Below are 16,378 nucleotides of genomic sequence, written 5' to 3' on the forward strand. Positions count from 1 at the left end.
GTGCCTCTCAGATCTGGGGGTGGATGTCACGGGTGAGACCCGCGGACGTGTAGTAGCCGGTGATGTGCGTGTGGACCAGGGAGCGTGCCGCCTCGACGTCGGCGGCATCGATCGCGGCGACGAGTGCGCGGTGCTCGGCACGGAGCCGGGTCGCCATCGCCTCCCAATCCGGGATCGCGGAGACTCCCGCCTGCACATAGGACTCGATCGAGGAGCGGAGGCCCGCCATCATCGCGGCGATGACCGTGTTGCCGCTGGCCTCTGCGAGGGAGAGGTGCAGTTGGGCATCGAGGGCGAGGAACTCCGACGGGGCGAGGTCCGGGGCGTCCATCGCTGTGAGCAGTTCGTGCGCGCGGCTCGTGTCACGGTCGGGTGCGCCCGCCATCGCGGCGACGACTGCGTCTTCGAGCACCAGACGCGTGCGCACGACATCATCGAGCGGGAAGCCCTGGGCCGCCACCTGCAGCCGCAGCAGGGCCGACATGCCGCCCGTGGGAGTGGCGATGACGATCGCCCCCGACTGCGGGCCGGAGCCGGTCGCGGTGCGGATGAGCCCCATCACCTCGAGGACGCGGAACGCCTCTCGCACGCTCGAGCGCCCGACGCCGAGCGCGGTGGCGAGATCGCGCTCGGACGGCAGCCGGTCACCCGGGCCGAGACGAGCGTCGAGGAGGTCGCGTTCGATGTGCTCGAGCACGAGTCGCCATGCGCGTGCCGGCTGGTCCGCCATCGATCCTCCTGTGGTCTGACCACAGAGTACCGCGTGTGGTCAGACCACGCAAACGAGCGGGCTCGATCCCCTCGCTGCGTGCGCAACTCAGGAAGAAGACGACGAAGTGCGTCACAGACGGCTCTTCGCGGCGCGGGGCCGACAGTCTTCCTGAATTGTGCACGACTGCGCGACGGCGCCGGCCGATGGGCGCGTCGACGGATCGGGCGAGGACTCAGCCCAGGCGTCCGCCGGACTCTTCGAGATAGCAGGTGCCGCAGAGGGACTCATAGGTGGTCAGCTCAGGTGACGCGGATCCGGTCGAACCCTCATCGATCGCGACCTGGTCGCCGTCGAACACGAAACGGCCGCCGACGACACGGCCGTTGAACACGGCCTTCCGTCCGCACCGGCAGATGGTCTTGAGCTCTTCGAGCGAGTGCGAGATCGCCAACAGGCGCGCGGATCCGGGGAACGCGTGCGTGAGGAAGTCGTTTCGGATGCCGTACGCGATCACCGGGATGCCGTCGACCACCGCGATGCGGAAGAGGTCGTCGACCTGGGCCGGAGTCAGGAACTGCGCCTCGTCGATCAGCAGGCATGCCACGTCGCGGGGACCTTCGGGGAGCAGCTCGTCGTCCGACGCATGCCGCATGCGTCCGCGATGCTCGGCGAAGATCACACGGGCATCGTCATCGGGGGCGATGAGGAAGTCGACCTGACGCGTGACGCCCAGTCGGCTCTCGATCTCGGACGCACCCTTGGTGTCGATGGCCGGCTTCGCGAGCAGCACGCGCTGTCCACGCTCTTCGTAGTTGTACGCGGCCTGCAGCAGAGCTGTCGACTTGCCGGAGTTCATCGCGCCGTAGCGGAAGTAGAGCTTCGCCACGGTGCGACCTCAGACGTTGATGCCGAGTGCGGCCGCGGTGGCTTCGGTCGACTTCGCCGCGAGCGCCGGATTCTCGTTCAGCTTCTCGCCGAACGTGGGGATCAGTGCGCGCAGCTCGGGCTCCCAGCCCGGGTACTCCGCGGGGAAGCACTTCTTGAGCAGGTCGAGCATGATCGGCACAGCGGTCGAGGCTCCGGGAGAGGCGCCGAGCAGGCCCGCGATCGATCCGTCGGCCGCCGCGACGACCTCGGTGCCGAACTGCAGGATGCCACCCTTCTTCGGGTCCTTCTTCATGACCTGGGCACGCTGGCCGGCGTCGATGAGCGTCCAGTCCTCGTCCTTCGCGGTCGGCATGAACGTGCGCAGGCTGTCGACCTTCTTGGCGTGGTTCTTCAGCAGCTCGCTGACGAGGTACGTGATGAGGTCGGGGTTCTTCACCGCCACCTGCAGCATCGGCAGCAGGTTGTGCGCACGCACCTGCGAGACGATGTCGAGCATCGATCCGTTCTTCAGGAACTTCGGGCTGAACGTCGCGAACGGACCGAACATGAGCGAGGCCTCGCCGTCGACGACACGGGTGTCGAGGTGCGGGACCGACATGGGCGGAGCACCCACCGACGCCTGCGAGTACACCTTCGCCTTGTGCTGAGCGACGACGGTGGGGTTCGTGGTCTTGAGGAACTGTCCACCGATCGGGAAGACGCCGTAGCCCTTGATCTCCGGGATGCCCGAGTTCTGCAGCAGCTTGAGAGCCCAGCCGCCCGCCCCGACGAACACGAAGCGCGCCTTGACCTCGCTCGGGGTGTGCCCGATGCTGTTGCGGTACTTGACCAGCCAGGTGCCGTCCTTCTGCTTCTTCAGACTGCGCACCTCGTGGTTGGTGCGCAACGTGACGCCCGAATCGGTGAGGTGATCGAAGAGCTGGTGCGTGAGCGCGCCGAAATCGACGTCGGTGCCTGCGGGCACGCGGGTCGCGGCGAAGGGCTCACCCTTGACGCGGTGCTGCATGAGGAGCGGCGCCCACTTGTTGATGACGCGGGAGTCCTCGCTGTACTCGATACCGGCGAACAGAGGCTGCTTCTTCAGCACCTCGTACCGGCTCTTGAGGTACGCGACATCCTTCTCCCCCCGCACGAACGTCATGTGCGGCGTCGCGTTGATGAAGGTCGACGGCGCGTCGAGCACACCCTTCTCGACCAGCGACGACCAGAACTGGCGGCTCTGCTGGAACTGCTCGTTGATCGAGACCGCCTTGGCGGGATCGAGCGGAGCATCGCCCTGCTGCGGCATGTAGTTCAGCTCACACAGGGCGGCGTGCCCCGTGCCGGCGTTGTTCCACGGGTTGGAGCTCTCCTGAGCCACCTCGGAGAGTCGCTCGAAGGCGACGATCTTCCACTCCGGCTGCAGCTCGTGCAGGAGAGTACCCAGGGTGGCGCTCATGATGCCACCGCCGATCAGGACGACATCGACGTTTTCAGTCACCGAGCCAGTCTAGTTCGCGGGCGCGCCGTCGCAGACCATGCGCCCCGGTTCCGCCAGAGCACTTCCACATGGCGGTAATACCGTCAGGCTATGACCGCCAGGCGCTCGGCCAGGATCTCCGCGATCTGCACGGCGTTCAGCGCGGCGCCCTTGCGCAGGTTGTCGTTGCTGAGGAACAGCACGAGACCCTTGCCCTCGGGAGCCGACTGGTCGGCACGGATGCGACCGACGAAGCTCGGGTCCTTGCCCGCGGCCTGGAGCGGCGTGGGAACCTCGTCGAGCACGACGCCGGGAGCGGCACTCAGCACCTCGCGCGCACGCTCGGGTGTGATATCGCGGGTGAACTCGACGTTGATCGAGAGGGAGTGCCCGGTGAAGACCGGGACCCGCACGCAGGTGCCCGCGACGCGGAGGCCCGGGAGTTCGAGGATCTTGCGGCTCTCGTTGCGGAGCTTCTTCTCTTCGTCGGTCTCGTTGTCGCCGTCGTCGACGAGATTGCCGGCGAAGGGGATCACGTCGAACGCGATCGGGGCGATGTACTTCTCGGGCTCGGGGAAGTCGACCGCCGATCCGTCGTGCACGAGGCGGAGGGTGTCGCCCTGGGCGAGCACTCCCTCGACCTGTCCGAGGAGTTCCTGGGCGCCGGCGAGACCCGAGCCGGAGACGGCCTGGTAGGTCGACACGATCAGGCGCTCGAGCCCGGCCTCGGCGTGCAGCGCCTTCAGCACGGGCATCGCAGCCATCGTGGTGCAGTTCGGGTTCGCGATGATGCCCTTGGGGCGCTCGTCGATCGCGTGCGGGTTGACCTCACTGACCACGAGCGGCACCTCGGGGTCCATGCGCCAGGCGCTGGAGTTGTCGACGACCACGGCGCCGGCGGCGGCGAAGCGCGGCGCGTACGCGCGGCTCGCGGTGGCCCCGGCGGAGAACAGTGCGATGTCGATGCCGGTGGCATCCGCCGTCTCGACGTCTTCGACGATGACCGTCGCGCCGCCGAACTCGATCGCCGTGCCCGCGGAGCGCGCGGAGGAGAACAGCCGCAGGTCGCGGATCGGGAACGACCGCTCGGCGAGAATCTCGCGCATCACGGTGCCCACCTGGCCGGTGGCGCCGACGATGGCGACGGAGAGTCCTGATTCGGAGATGCGGGTCATGATGTTCCTTGGCGTCGTGCGGTACTGCGTACGAGGCTTCGGGCGCGGCGTCGGGGTGCGGAAGCTGCGCCTGGCGCCGGTGTCAGGGTTTCGGTGAGTCTACCGTGCCCCGGTAGGCGGCCGGCCCTGCGGTCCGGGCTCTCGCACGGACGGCAGGAAAACGGCGGTGAACGGCAGAGATCAGCGGCCGGTGCCGGCGTGGACCGTGGCCTCGGCGTCGCCGTCGAGCCCGTAGGCGGTGTGCACGGTGCGCGCAGCCTCGGTCAGGTCGGTGTCGCGCAGCACCACGGAGATGCGGATCTCGGAGGTCGAGATCATCTCGATGTTGATGCCCCCGGCCGACAGTGCCTCGAAAAGCGTGGCGGAGACGCCGGAGTGTGTGCGCATCCCCGCACCGACGACCGACAGCTTGCCGATCTGGTCGTCGTGGATCAGGTTCTGGAACCCCACCTCGGTCTGCTCGCCGGCGAGGGCCTTGAGGGCCGCCGCCGCATCCGCCTTGGGCACCGTGAAGGAGATGTCGGTGCGCCCGGTGGCCGATACGTTCTGCACGATCATGTCGACGTTCGCGCCCGACTTCGCGACGATCTTGAAGATCTCGGCTGCCTTGCCCGGCACGTCGGGCACACCCGCGACCGTGATCTTGGCCTGGCTGAAGTCGGTGGCGATGCCGGCGACGATCGGTTCTTCCATGACTGCTCCCTCGGCTTCGCGAGGGTTCTTCATACCCTCGCCCAGAACGTATGTGCCCTCGGCCGACGAGAACGTCGACCGAGCGTGAATGAGGACGCCATGACGGCGTGCGTACTCGACGGCGCGGATGTACAGCACCTTGGCCCCGTTGGCGGCGAGCTCGAGCATCTCCTCACTGGAGACGTGATCGAGCTTCTGCGCCTTCGGGATCACCCGCGGGTCGGCCGTGAAGATGCCGTCGACGTCGCTGTAGATCTCGCAGACGTCGGCATCGAGGGCGGCGGCGAGGGCGACGGCGGTGGTGTCGGAGCCACCACGACCGAGCGTGGTGATGTCACGGGTGTCACGGTTGAAGCCCTGGAACCCGGCCACGATCACGATCGCGCCCTCGTCGAGAGCTTCACGCAGACGCACGGGAGTGACGTCGACGATGCGAGCGGCACCGTGCTGCGAGTCGGTGATCATGCCCGCCTGGCTGCCCGTGAACGAGCGCGCCTCGAAGCCCATGGAGTGGATCGCCATGGCCAGCAGCGCCATCGAGATGCGCTCTCCGCTGGAGAGCAGCATGTCGAGTTCACGCGGGGCGGGGATCGGCGCGACCTCGTTCGCGAGCTCGAGCAGCTCGTCAGTGGTGTCGCCCATCGCGCTCACGGCCACGACCACGTCGTGGCCGGCACGACGTGTGTCGACGATGCGCTTGGCGACGCGCTTGATGCTCTCTGCGTCGGCGACGGACGAGCCGCCGTACTTCTGCACGATGAGGGCCACGATCACTCCCTGGGATGACGGGCGGATCCGCCCACGCTCATTCTACGATCGGCGGGTATGCCCCGTTGCGCATGTGACACCGCGCCGGGTCTCGGCGGTGAGGACTCGTGCGCGTGGCGAGGCTAGAGGGAGGGCGGGAGGGCCTGGGGAGAGACCGGACGCAGCCGTCCACCGGTGGCGGCGAACCAGCAGCCGATGATGATCAGCGGGAAGCCGAGCAGCAGGCCGGGGGTCAGCGGCTCGGCGAGGACGAGCGCCCCGAGGATGATCGCGACCACCGGATTCACGTAGGTGAACAGCGGTGCGCGCACCGGCCCCACCTCGCGGATGAGCGCGAAGAACGCCAGGAACGCCACGGCCGTGCAGATCACGGCGAGCGCGAGGAGCGCGGCTATCGACGGCAGGGTGGGCACCTGGTGCTGGGTGAGCAGACCGATGGGGAGGTAGAAGATCCCGATCATGAGCAGCGACAGGGTGATGGTGCCGAGAGAGGGGACGTCGTTGAGCTTGCGTGCCACGATGAAGGGGGCGATCGCGTACAGCACGGCGACCAGGAGCACCTCCCCTGCAGCGAGGAGGCTGACTTCGCCTCCGAAGAGCCCGGGGCCCGCGACCACGATCCCGACGCCGATGAATCCGACGAGCAGTCCGATTCCGCGGGCGGGCCGGAGCACCCCCCGGTCTCCCCCGCCGAGGGCGATCAGCGCAGCGAACAGCGGAACAGTGGCCACAAGCAGACCCGTCATCCCGGAAGGCAAGGTCATCTCGGCGTGTCCGAGCAGCAGGAAGGGCCCCGCCATCTCGACCGCGCCGAAGGCGAGCACCCACGGCCAGTGCTTCAGAGCGGCACGTAGGGCACCGCTGCGGAGGGCGAACGGCAGCAGCAGCAGAGCAGCGATCAGCGTGCGCCCGGCCACGATCGCCGGCGGAGAGAACGACTCGACCGCGACGCTGATGAACAGGTACGGCACGCCCCACAGCAGTGCCATGGCTCCGAAGAGGAGCCAGCCGCGACGCGAGAAGCCCGCGTTCGGGCTCACAGGATGCGCCGGCCCTCGAAGGCGCGGCCGAGGGTGACCTCGTCGGCGTACTCGAGGTCGCCACCGACGGGCAGCCCTGAAGCGAGGCGCGAGACGGTGATCTGCATCGTCGTCAGCAGCCGGCTGAGGTAGCTCGCGGTCGCCTCCCCCTCGAGGTTCGGGTTGGTGGCGAGGATGACCTCCTGCACCGTGCCGTCGGCGAGGCGGGTCATGAGCTGGGCGATGCGCAGATCGTCCGGTCCGATACCGGCGATGGGACTGATCGCTCCGCCGAGCACATGGTAGAGCCCACGGAACTCCCTGGTGCGCTCGATGGCCGCGACGTCTTTCGCATCTTCGACCACACAGATCAACGCCTGGCTGCGACGCGGGTCGCGGCAGATGGCGCAGCGCTCCTGCTCGGCGACGTTGCCGCAGATCTCGCAGAACCGCACGCGGATGCGGATCTCGCTGAGCAGCTCGGCGAGACGCGCGACGTCGAACGTCGGGGTCTGCAGGATGTGGAACGCGATCCTCTGGGCGGACTTCGGGCCGATGCCGGGGAGCCGACCGAACTCGTCGATCAGCTCCTGAACGATGCCGTCATACATCAGGAGAACCTCGTCGGGGGCTCGTAGGGCTCTTCGCGCAGGAACGTCGCGCCGAGCACCTGGCGGATCACAGCCTCACCGTAACGCTGCACTCCCCCGACGGAGGGCGAGCGCTCGATGACGACCGGCGGAGTGGCGACGGTCGTGCGCTGCATCTGCGGCGCGGACCGTTCGGGGGGAGCCTGGCGCGCCGCGGTCGGCTCGGCGGGAGGCTCGTACGACGGGTCGTACGGAGGCTCGTCGTCGAAGGCGGGGGCCTCGTCGTCACCCGGGAGCGGGGGCTCGTCACGGTCGACGGCACCGTCCGACGGGGGAACCGGAGCCGATGCCGCAGCCTCGACCTCTTCGGGCTCGTCATCGACGGGAAGGGGTGCCGACGGCGCCGGGACGTCACGCACCGGCTCCTCGTGCGCGGTCGGGATCGGCGCGACGGCCCATTCCGTCACCGACGAAGCGGATGCGCCACGGACCTGCGGACGAGGGGAACCCGCTGACGCAGGCTCCGATGCGGGAGCGGAATCGGCCGGAGCCGAAGAGCCCGACGACGCGGGCTGACGTGGGGCTCCCCCGGCGGGCATCGGCGCGGGAAGATACTTCACCCGCACGCCGAGCTCGTTCTCGATCGCGGAGCGCAGATGGTCGGAAGGCCCGGATCCCGGAGTCGTCCCCTTGAACTTCGCGACGTCGTGCTGGCTGGTGAATCCGAGCGTCAGCACCTCGGTTTCGGTGACGTACGCCAGCGGCTGCACGGCCGTGGCCAGCAGCCAGGACGTGCGGCTGATGCTCTCGAGACGGGTGAGCACCGCGGGCCACGCCGCACGGACGCGTTCGAACGTGACCGGACCCTGCGGGGCCGCGGGCTCCGCAGCCGAGGCCTCCGGGGCTGCACCCACGGTCTCGCCTGCACCCTCGCCGGCCGGGGCCTGCGCGGCAGGAGCGGATGCAGATTCCGCGGCGGCGGGCTCTGGCGTCGGCGCAGCCGGCGTCGGCGTCGGCGTCGGCGCGGACGGTGTCGCAGCAGCAGCCGCCGGAGCAGCCGCAGCTGCGGCAGTCGCCACCGGAGCGGTCGCCGCCGGAGCAGTCGCAGCAGCCGGAGCATTCGCAGCCGATGTCGGACGGGCGGGGACCGCAACACGTTCTCCCGCGAGAGCGGGTGCTGCGGCCGCGGCGTCGGTGGCTCCCGCGAGAACGCGCGCGACCATGAGCTCGAGGTGCAGGCGCGGCGATGTGGCGCCCGACATGTCGTCGAGGGCCGCACTCACCACGTCGGCCGTGCGCGAGAGCCGTGCAGAGCCGAAAGCGGCGGCCTGGGCACGCATGCGCTCCAGGTCGTCTTCCGCGATGCCGCGCAGGACGGCCGAGGCGCCGGCGCCCACCGCAGCGATCACGATGAGGTCGCGCAAGCGCTCGAGCAGGTCGTCGACAAAGCGACGAGGGTCCTGCCCCGTCTGCACCACGCGGTCGATCGCGGGGAAGGCGGCTGCGGCGTCGCCGGCGGCGAGCGCATCGACGATCTCGTCGAGGAGGGCGGCGTGCGTGTACCCGAGCAGGGAGACGGCGCGCGCGTAGCCGACGGTGACGGTCTCGGACCCGGCGGGTGCGTCGGAGCCGGCGATCAGCTGGTCGAGCAGCGAGAGCGTGTCTCGGGGGGAGCCGCCACCGGCGCGGACCACGAGTGGGAGCACCCCCTGTTCGACGATCACGCCCTCTTCGGCGCACAGCTTGGCGACGTATTCGAGCATCGCGGCAGGCGGCACGAGCCGGAACGGGTAGTGGTGCGTGCGGGAGCGGATGGTGCCGAGCACCTTCTCGGGCTCGGTGGTCGCGAAGATGAACTTGACGTGCTCCGGCGGCTCTTCGACGAGCTTGAGCAGCGCGTTGAAGCCCTGCGGCGTCACCATGTGCGCCTCGTCGAGGATGAAGATCTTGTACCGGTCGCGGCTGGGGGCGAATGTCGCCCTCTCGCGCAGGTCGCGCGCGTCGTCGACGCCGTTGTGGCTCGCGGCGTCGATCTCGACGACGTCGAGCGATCCACCGCCGGCGCGCGACAGCTCGACACAGCTCGGGCAGACGCCGCAGGGCACGTCGGTCGGGCCCTCGGCGCAGTTCAGGCAGCGTGCCAGGATGCGCGCGGAGGTGGTCTTCCCGCACCCGCGGGGCCCGGAGAACAGGTAGGCGTGGCCGACCCGGTCACCGCGCAGCGCCGTCATGAGCGGATCGGTCACCTGGGACTGCCCGATCATCTCGCCGAACGTCTCGGGTCGGTAGCGGCGGTAGAGGGCTGTGGTCACCTCAACAGCCTACGGCGTGCCACCGACCTTCGGCGGGCCGGAGCGTCAGTCGAACGCCTCGATCACCGGGATCGACGTCGTAATCACGGGAACGGAGGCCGACATGCGGGTGCCGTCCTCGCGTCGGGCGTCGGCGAACTGCCGGAGCGTCGGACGACCGGGGAGCAGAGGACCCTGATCGGCCAGCGGCACGACGACCTCGTCCTCGACCGTCGCGATGTACGCGGCCTCCCGCACACTGAACGGAACCGGGGGTCCGCTGCGCACCTGTACGCGCAGCTCGTCCTTCGTCACCGTCACGTGCAGATTCGAGCCCTGCCATTGCAGCGGGAACGACAGCGACGGCCAGCTCGCCGGGAGCCGCGGGTCGAAGCTCAGGTCGCCGGCGTAGTCGCGCATACCGCCGAAACCGCACACCAGCGCTGTCCACACCCCGCCCGCCGAGGCGACGTGCACGCCGTCCGCCGCGTTGTGGTGCAGGTCGTGGAGGTCGACGAACAGCGACTGCTCGAAGTACTTCTGTGCGAGGTCCTGGTAGCCCACCTCGGCCGCCAGGATCGACTGCACGACTGCCGAGAGGGTCGAGTCACCCGTGGTCAGCGGGTCGTAGTAGTCGAAGTCGGCCTTCTTCTCCTCGGGCGTGAAGTGGTTGCCCTGCAAGAAGAGCGCGAGCACGACATCGGCCTGCTTGAGCACCTGGAACCGGTAGATCACCAGGGGGTGGAAGTGCAGCAGCAGCGGGCGCTGCTCAGCGGGCGTGTTGGCGAGATCCCACACCTCGCGCTCGAGGAACAGGGAATCCTGCGGGTGGATGCCGAGGCCCTCGCTGTAGGGGATGTACATGGCCTCTGCGGCGCGGTCCCAGGCTTCGGCCTCACCGGGCCCGAGGCCCGTGCGGTCGACCAGCTTCACGTAGTCGTCGGGGTAGCTCTCCCGGATCTCGCGCACGATCTTGGCCGCATAGCGCAGGTTGTAGCGCGCCATCACGTTCGTGTAGAGGTTGTCGTTCACGACCGTCGTGTACTCGTCCGGGCCCGTGACGCCGTGGATGTGGAAGGTCTCGATCCCGTCCCCGGGTGTTCCCTCGATGAGGCGGGAAGCGCGCCAGAACCCGAGGGTCGCCCACAGTCGGGCCGTCTCGATCGCGATGTCGGCGCCCTCGCGCCGCAGGAACTCCTCGTCGCCCGTCGCGCGCACGTACTTGCCGAGAGCGAAGCTGATGTCGGCGTTGATGTGGTACTGCGCGGTACCGGCGGCGTAGTATGCCGAGGCTTCCTCGCCGTTGATGGTGCGCCACGGGAAGAGCGCCCCCGCTTCGTTGAGCTGCGCGGCACGACGGCGCGCGGCCGGGAGCATCGCCACGCGGGCGCGCAGCGCGTTGTACGCCCACCGCGGCGTCGTGTAGGTGAGGAACGGGAGCACGTAGATCTCGGTGTCCCAGAAGTAGTGACCGCTGTATCCCGACCCCGAGACGCCCTTGGCGGGCACTCCGGCGCCGTCGGCGCGTGCCGACGCCTGCGCGAGCTGGAACAGGCACCAGCGCGTCGCCTGCTGCAGGTCGTCGCGTCCGCCGATCTGCACGTCGCTGCGCTCCCAGAACGCGTCGAGCCATTCCCGCTGGCGACGGAACACGGTCTCGACGCCCTCGTCGGCCGCACGGTCGAGTGATCGACGGCAGCGGTCGACGAGCTCACGGGGGGGCACGCCTCGCGACGTGTGGTAGCTGACGAGCTTGGTCACCGTGATCGGCACACCGGCCTTCGCCTGCACGCGGAACACGTTCTTCGCGATGTCGGGCTCCACGAGCGTGCGGGCGTTGTACTCGTTCTCGGTCTCGACGATGTGGTCGGCGACCACCGCGACGGTCATGCCCGAATCGGCGACGCGGTACGACAGCGCAGAGCGCAGTCCGTCCTGCCAGTGCTCGGCGGGCTCCAGCACGCGGTCGGCGATCTTCTCGGCCTTGCGCGGGTCGAACGCAGCCGCCTTCGTGCCGATCGGGGTGCCCGCATAGACGCCGGCGCCGTCCTGCCGGTTGAGCAGCTGGCAGCTGATCGTCACGGGGGCGTCGGCGTTCTCCACCACGACCTCGAGCCGCAGGACCGCGAGGTGGCGCTCCTCGAAGCTGACGATGCGCTCGTCCCGCATGCGCACGCGCTTGCCCGAGGGCGTCTCCCAGACCACGTGGCGCTCGAGCACACCGGTGCGCAGGTCGAGGGTGCGCCGGTACTCGCGCACGTCGGCGTCGTCGAGCGAGATCGGCTCATCGTCGACGTAGACGCGCATGACCTTCGCGTCGGGGGCGTTGACGATCGTCTGGCCGACCTCGGCGAAGCCGTAGGCCTGCTCGGCGTGACGGATCGGCCAGGTCTCGTGCAGCCCGTTGATGAAGGTGCCGTGCTCCTGGGCGCCCCGCCCCTCGATGTGGTTGCCGCGCAGGCCGAGGTAGCCGTTGCCGACGGAGAACAGCGTCTCGCCGACGCCCTCCTCCGAGTAGTGCGTGTCGATCAGACGCCACGGGTCGACGGGGAAGCGGTCGCGGTCGATCATGCGGTCTCCGGGATGTCGGTGCGGGAAGAAGGAAGGAAGACGGCGAGATCGTCGACCACGACGGTGGCGCCGGCGGAGCGCAGGGCGTCGGCACCCGTGCCGCGGTCGACGCCGACCACGGTCGCGAAGCCTGCTGCGGCAGCGGATGCGGCGCCGGATGTGGCGTCCTCGACGGCGACGGCACGAGCCGGGTCGACGCCGAGGGCCGTGGCACCGGCGGCGAACATGTCGGCGGCGGGCTTCGAGGCGAGTCCGTCGCGCTCGGCGACGACGCCGTCGACGACGATCCGGAAGAAGGAGCGGAGGCCTGCAGCGCCCAGGACCTCTTCGGCGTTCTTGGAGCTCGACACAACGCCGAGCGGGATGCCCGCGGCGTGCAGGCTCTCGACCAGCGCGAGCGAACCGGGGTACGGCGCGATGCCCTGACCTCGCAATGACGCGGCGAACGCGGCGTTCTTGCGGTTGCCGATGCCGCCCACGGTCTCGGCCGACGGGTCGTCGTCGATATCACCCCAGGGCAGCTCGACGTTGCGACTGTGCATCAGGCTCGCGACGCCGTCGTAGCGCTTCTTGCCGTCGACGTAGTCGTAGTAGTCGGCGTCGGTGTAGGGCGGGGTGATGCCCCATCGCGCGAACACGTCGTCGAAGACCGACTTCCAGGCACGCATGTGCACCTCGGCGGTGGGGGTGAGCACGCCGTCGAGGTCGAAGAGCACGCCGTCGGCGTGGAACAGGTCGGGCAGTGCTTCAGGCACAGAGCCTCCAGGAGAAGGGCGATCGTCGGGCCGGCACCTCTCCGTGCCACTGTGCAAGCGTAATGCGGTGGCGCGCCACGGGGTAACCCCCGCGGACGGATCAGAGCAGCTCGGTGGTCTGCCGCGCGATCTGCAGCTCCTCGTCGGTCGGCACGACGAGAACCGTCACCGGGGACGCGTCCGTCGAGATCCGGCGGATGCCGCGCTCTCGAGCCTCGTTCCTGGCGCGGTCGATCTCCACACCCGCGAAGCCGAGCGTGGCCATCGCGGCAGCGCGCACCGGTGCGGCGTTCTCCCCCACACCCGCGGTGAAGGAGATCACATCCACTCCCCCGAGCTGTGCGATGTAGGCACCCGCGTAGGCGCGCAGCCGGTGCACATACACGTCGAACGCGAGCATCGCCGCCTCTTCCCCTGCTTCGACGCCCGCGAGGATGTCGCGCATGTCGCTACGCCCGGCCAGTCCCGCGAGCCCGCTGCGGGTGTTGAGCAGCGAGTCGAGGTCATCGATGGAGAGGCCGGCGCGGCGCGACAGGTGCACGAGCGCCGCCGGGTCGATGTCGCCGGAGCGCGTGCCCATGACGAGTCCCTCGAGCGGAGTGAGACCCATCGAGGTCTCGACCGAGCGGCCGCCGTCGACCGCGGTCACCGACGCCCCGTTGCCGAGGTGGAACACCAGCTGGCGGAGGTCGGTGAGGTCACGGCCGAGGAACGCGGCGGCCGACTCGCTCACGTACTGGTGGCTCGTACCGTGGAAGCCGTAGCGGCGCACCCGATGCTCTGCGGCGAGCGCGGCGTCGATCGCATAGGTGTAGGCGGCGGGCGGGAGCGTCTGATGGAAGGCCGTGTCGAACACCGCGACGTGCGGCACCTCGTCGAACACGGCCCGTGCGGCGAGGATGCCGGCGAGATTCGCGGGGTTGTGCAGCGGGGCGAGCACGGCGAGCTCGTCGATCTGCCGCTCCACATCGGCGTCGATCAGCGTCGGGGCGTAGAAGCGCGCGCCACCATGGACCACGCGATGCCCGACCGCGACGGGGCGGTGCTCATCGAGCGACGGTCCGTGCGCGGCGAACTGCTCGCGCATCACCTCGAAGGCGGCGGCATGATCGGCGATCGGTCGTTCGCTGCGGTAGGTCGCGTCGAGCATGGTCGGCACGGCGTCGCCGTCGACCTCGGGGCGTACCGTGTGCGCCACGGGGCTGAGGTCCTGACCGATGCGCTCGATCAGTCCGCTCGCGAGCAGGTTCTCCTGCTCGATGTCGATCAGGCTGTACTTCAGCGACGAGGATCCGCTGTTGATCACCAGGATCGCGCTCATGCCGCACCCTCCGTCTGCTCGGCGCCCTGCGCCTGGATGGCGGTGATCGCCACCGTGTTGACGATGTCATCGACCAGGGCGCCGCGGGAGAGGTCGTTGATGGGCTTGTTGAGCCCCTGCAGCACCGGTCCGATCGCGACGGCTCCGGCCGAACGCTGCACGGCCTTGTAGGTGTTGTTGCCGGTGTTCAGGTCGGGGAAGACGAACACGGTCGCCCGTCCGGCCACGGCGGAGCCCGGGAGCTTGGCCTTGGCCACGGCCGCATCCGCCGCCGCGTCGTACTGGATCGGGCCCTCGACGGGCAGTTCGGGGGCACGCTCGCGTACGAGGGCGGTGGCGGCGCGCACCTTGTCGACATCCGCCCCGGTTCCGGACTCCCCCGTCGAGTACGACAGCATGGCGACGCGCGGATCGATGCCGAACTGCCGCGCGGTCGTGGCGGAGGAGATCGCGATGTCGGCGAGCTGCTCGCTGGTCGGGTCGGGGATCACGGCGCAGTCGCCGTAGACGAGCACCCGGTCGGCGAGCGCCATCAGGAACACGCTCGAGACCACGTTCACGCCCGGCTTGGTCTTGATGATCTCGAACGACGGGCGGATGGTGTGCGCGGTCGTGTGGGCAGCGCCGGACACCATGCCGTCGGCAAGCCCGAGATGCACCATCATCGTGCCGAAGTACGACACGTCGGTCACGGTGTCCGCGGCCTGGGCGAGCGTGATGCCCTTGTGTGCTCGCAGGCGCGCGTACTCCGCGGCGAAGCGCTCGACGAGTTCGGGATCGGTCGGGCTGAGCACCTGGGCGGCGGTGATGTCGATGCCGAGCTCGACGGCGCGGGCACGGATGGAGGCCTCGTCTCCGAGGATCGTGAGATCGGCCACCTCCCTCGCGAGCAGCGTCGCTGCGGCGCGAAGGATGCGATCGTCGTCGCCCTCCGGCAGCACGATGCGTCGCCGGTCGGCGCGGGCGCGTTCGATGAGTCCGTACTGGAACATCAGCGGCGTCACGACATGGGCCTCGGCGAGACCGAGTTGTTCGGTGAGCTCGGCGATGTCGACGTGGGCCTGGAAGAGCCCGAGCGCGCGGTCGTACCGGGTGCGCGAATCGGCGGAGATGCGTCCCCGGGTGCTCATCACACGCACCGCCGTGTCGTAGGTGCCGAGGTCGGTCGTGATGATCGGCACCGAGGAGGCGAAGCCGTCGAGCAGACGCACGATCGGCTCCGGCAGCGGGAACGGACCGTTCAGGATGATGCCGGCGATGCGGGGGAACGTCCCGGACGAGTCGGCGAGCAGCGCAGCCAGCAGCACCTCGGTGCGGTCGGCGGGAATCACCACGACGGCTTCCTCGGTGAGTCGCGGCAGCACGTTCACCATCGACATGCCGGCCACGACGATCGTCAGCGCTTCCCTGGTCAGGCGGTCGTCATCGCCTTTGAGCAGGGTGCCGTCGACCGCGGCGAGGATGCCGCGGATCGACGGGGCCACGAGCGCGCGGTCCTCGGGGATCGCCCACACCGGGGTGGTCTCCGCGGGGAGGGCCGCATGCACGGCGTCGATGATGTCGTCGAGCGCTTCGGGGTCGGCGCGGTTGACGGCGACGGCGAACAGCTCCGCCCGCTCCTCTGTCAACTCGGACAAGGCGAGGGCGGCGATCTGCGCGATCGCCGCGGCGGGGCGCGCCGTCGTGGTTCCCAGCTGCTCGGCCTGACGCTGCTGGTCGCGGCCGCTGAGAACGAGGAGCACCGGCGCTCCGAGGTTGGCGGCGATCCTGGCGTTGAATCCGAGTTCGGCGGGGCTGGCGACATCGGTGTAGTCGCTGCCGATGACGACGACCGCGTCACACTGCGCCTCGACCGCCTTGAAGCGCGCCACGATGGTCGACAGCGCGCCCTCGGGATCTGCTCGCACATCGTCGTAGGTGACGCCGATGCAGTCGTCGTAGTCGAGGTTCACGCCGTCGTGCGCGAGCATCAGCTCGAGGATCTCGTCGCGGGCCGTGACGGAGCGGGCGATGGGACGGAACACGCCCACCCGCGGCGAGACGCGCATCAGGGCGTCGAGCGTCCCGAGGGCGATCGTCGATTTTCCGGTATGGCCTTCGGCCGAGGTGATGTAGATGCTCTGCGCCACGACTTCA

Annotated in this window: 12 protein-coding genes; all 12 read right to left on the reverse strand. The window is 69.3% G+C overall.

From position 1 onward, the window contains the following. Nucleotides 1–7: 7 nt before the first annotated feature. Nucleotides 8–730: a FadR/GntR family transcriptional regulator gene (locus tag ACFVWL_RS01975; RefSeq protein WP_387177836.1), complete on the reverse strand. Its 723-nt coding sequence runs from the start codon at nt 728–730 to the stop codon at nt 8–10. A 214-nt stretch (nt 731–944) separates the two neighbouring features. Further along, nucleotides 945–1,598 carry a thymidine kinase gene (locus tag ACFVWL_RS01980; protein ID WP_387177839.1) on the reverse strand — a complete coding sequence of 218 codons (654 nt, stop codon included), beginning with the start codon at nt 1,596–1,598 and terminating at the stop codon, nt 945–947. A gap of 9 nt (nt 1,599–1,607) precedes the next feature. Continuing rightward, nucleotides 1,608–3,080, reverse strand: coding sequence for a malate:quinone oxidoreductase (locus ACFVWL_RS01985; RefSeq protein WP_387177842.1), 1,473 nt, complete (start codon nt 3,078–3,080; stop codon nt 1,608–1,610). 83 nt (nt 3,081–3,163) lie between these two features. After that, nucleotides 3,164–4,234 (reverse strand): aspartate-semialdehyde dehydrogenase, encoded by a 1,071-nt coding sequence (locus tag ACFVWL_RS01990; RefSeq protein WP_387177845.1) that lies wholly within the window; start codon nt 4,232–4,234, stop codon nt 3,164–3,166. Between the two features lie 180 nt (nt 4,235–4,414). After that, nucleotides 4,415–5,695, reverse strand: coding sequence for an aspartate kinase (locus ACFVWL_RS01995; protein WP_387177848.1), 1,281 nt, complete (start codon nt 5,693–5,695; stop codon nt 4,415–4,417). Between the two features lie 122 nt (nt 5,696–5,817). Next, nucleotides 5,818–6,735, reverse strand: a complete 918-nt coding sequence (locus ACFVWL_RS02000) for a DMT family transporter (protein ID WP_387177851.1) — start codon at nt 6,733–6,735, stop codon at nt 5,818–5,820. Beyond that, a complete protein-coding gene (gene recR, locus ACFVWL_RS02005; RefSeq protein WP_017829084.1) occupies nt 6,732–7,325 on the reverse strand; it encodes a recombination mediator RecR in 594 nt (197 codons plus the stop codon). The genes ACFVWL_RS02000 and recR overlap by 4 nt, the downstream gene beginning before the upstream one ends. Beyond that, complete coding sequence (locus ACFVWL_RS02010) at nt 7,325–9,616, reverse strand: DNA polymerase III subunit gamma and tau (protein WP_387177853.1); 2,292 nt, start codon at nt 9,614–9,616, stop codon at nt 7,325–7,327. Before ACFVWL_RS02010 ends, recR begins: the two co-directional genes overlap by 1 nt. 45 nt (nt 9,617–9,661) lie before the next feature. After that, nucleotides 9,662–12,166: a glycoside hydrolase family 65 protein gene (locus ACFVWL_RS02015; protein WP_387177855.1), complete on the reverse strand. Its 2,505-nt coding sequence runs from the start codon at nt 12,164–12,166 to the stop codon at nt 9,662–9,664. Continuing rightward, a complete protein-coding gene (locus tag ACFVWL_RS02020; protein WP_387177858.1) occupies nt 12,163–12,921 on the reverse strand; it encodes an HAD family hydrolase in 759 nt (252 codons plus the stop codon). Before ACFVWL_RS02020 ends, ACFVWL_RS02015 begins: the two co-directional genes overlap by 4 nt. A 100-nt stretch (nt 12,922–13,021) precedes the next feature. Then, on the reverse strand, nt 13,022–14,242 hold the full coding sequence (locus tag ACFVWL_RS02025) for an acetate/propionate family kinase (RefSeq protein WP_387177861.1): 1,221 nt from the start codon (nt 14,240–14,242) through the stop codon (nt 13,022–13,024). Continuing rightward, nucleotides 14,239–16,371, reverse strand: a complete 2,133-nt coding sequence (gene pta / locus ACFVWL_RS02030) for a phosphate acetyltransferase (protein ID WP_387177863.1) — start codon at nt 16,369–16,371, stop codon at nt 14,239–14,241. The genes ACFVWL_RS02025 and pta overlap by 4 nt, the downstream gene beginning before the upstream one ends. Nucleotides 16,372–16,378: the final 7 nt, after the last annotated feature.

The sequence above is a fragment of the Microbacterium sp. NPDC058269 genome, from assembly GCF_042881445.1.
Classification (GTDB): domain Bacteria; phylum Actinomycetota; class Actinomycetes; order Actinomycetales; family Microbacteriaceae; genus Microbacterium.

Bases quoted from the DNA above. Each gene is read 5' to 3' on its own strand.
- ACFVWL_RS01975 (WP_387177836.1), bottom strand. From the start codon at position 730: ATGGCGGACCAGCCGGCACGCGCATGGCGACTCGTGCTCGAGCACATC.
- ACFVWL_RS01990 (WP_387177845.1), bottom strand. From the start codon at position 4,234: ATGACCCGCATCTCCGAATCAGGACTCTCCGTCGCCATCGTCGGCGCC.
- recR (WP_017829084.1), bottom strand. From the start codon at position 7,325: ATGTATGACGGCATCGTTCAGGAGCTGATCGACGAGTTCGGTCGGCTC.
- ACFVWL_RS02015 (WP_387177855.1), bottom strand. From the start codon at position 12,166: ATGATCGACCGCGACCGCTTCCCCGTCGACCCGTGGCGTCTGATCGAC.
- ACFVWL_RS02025 (WP_387177861.1), bottom strand. From the start codon at position 14,242: ATGAGCGCGATCCTGGTGATCAACAGCGGATCCTCGTCGCTGAAGTAC.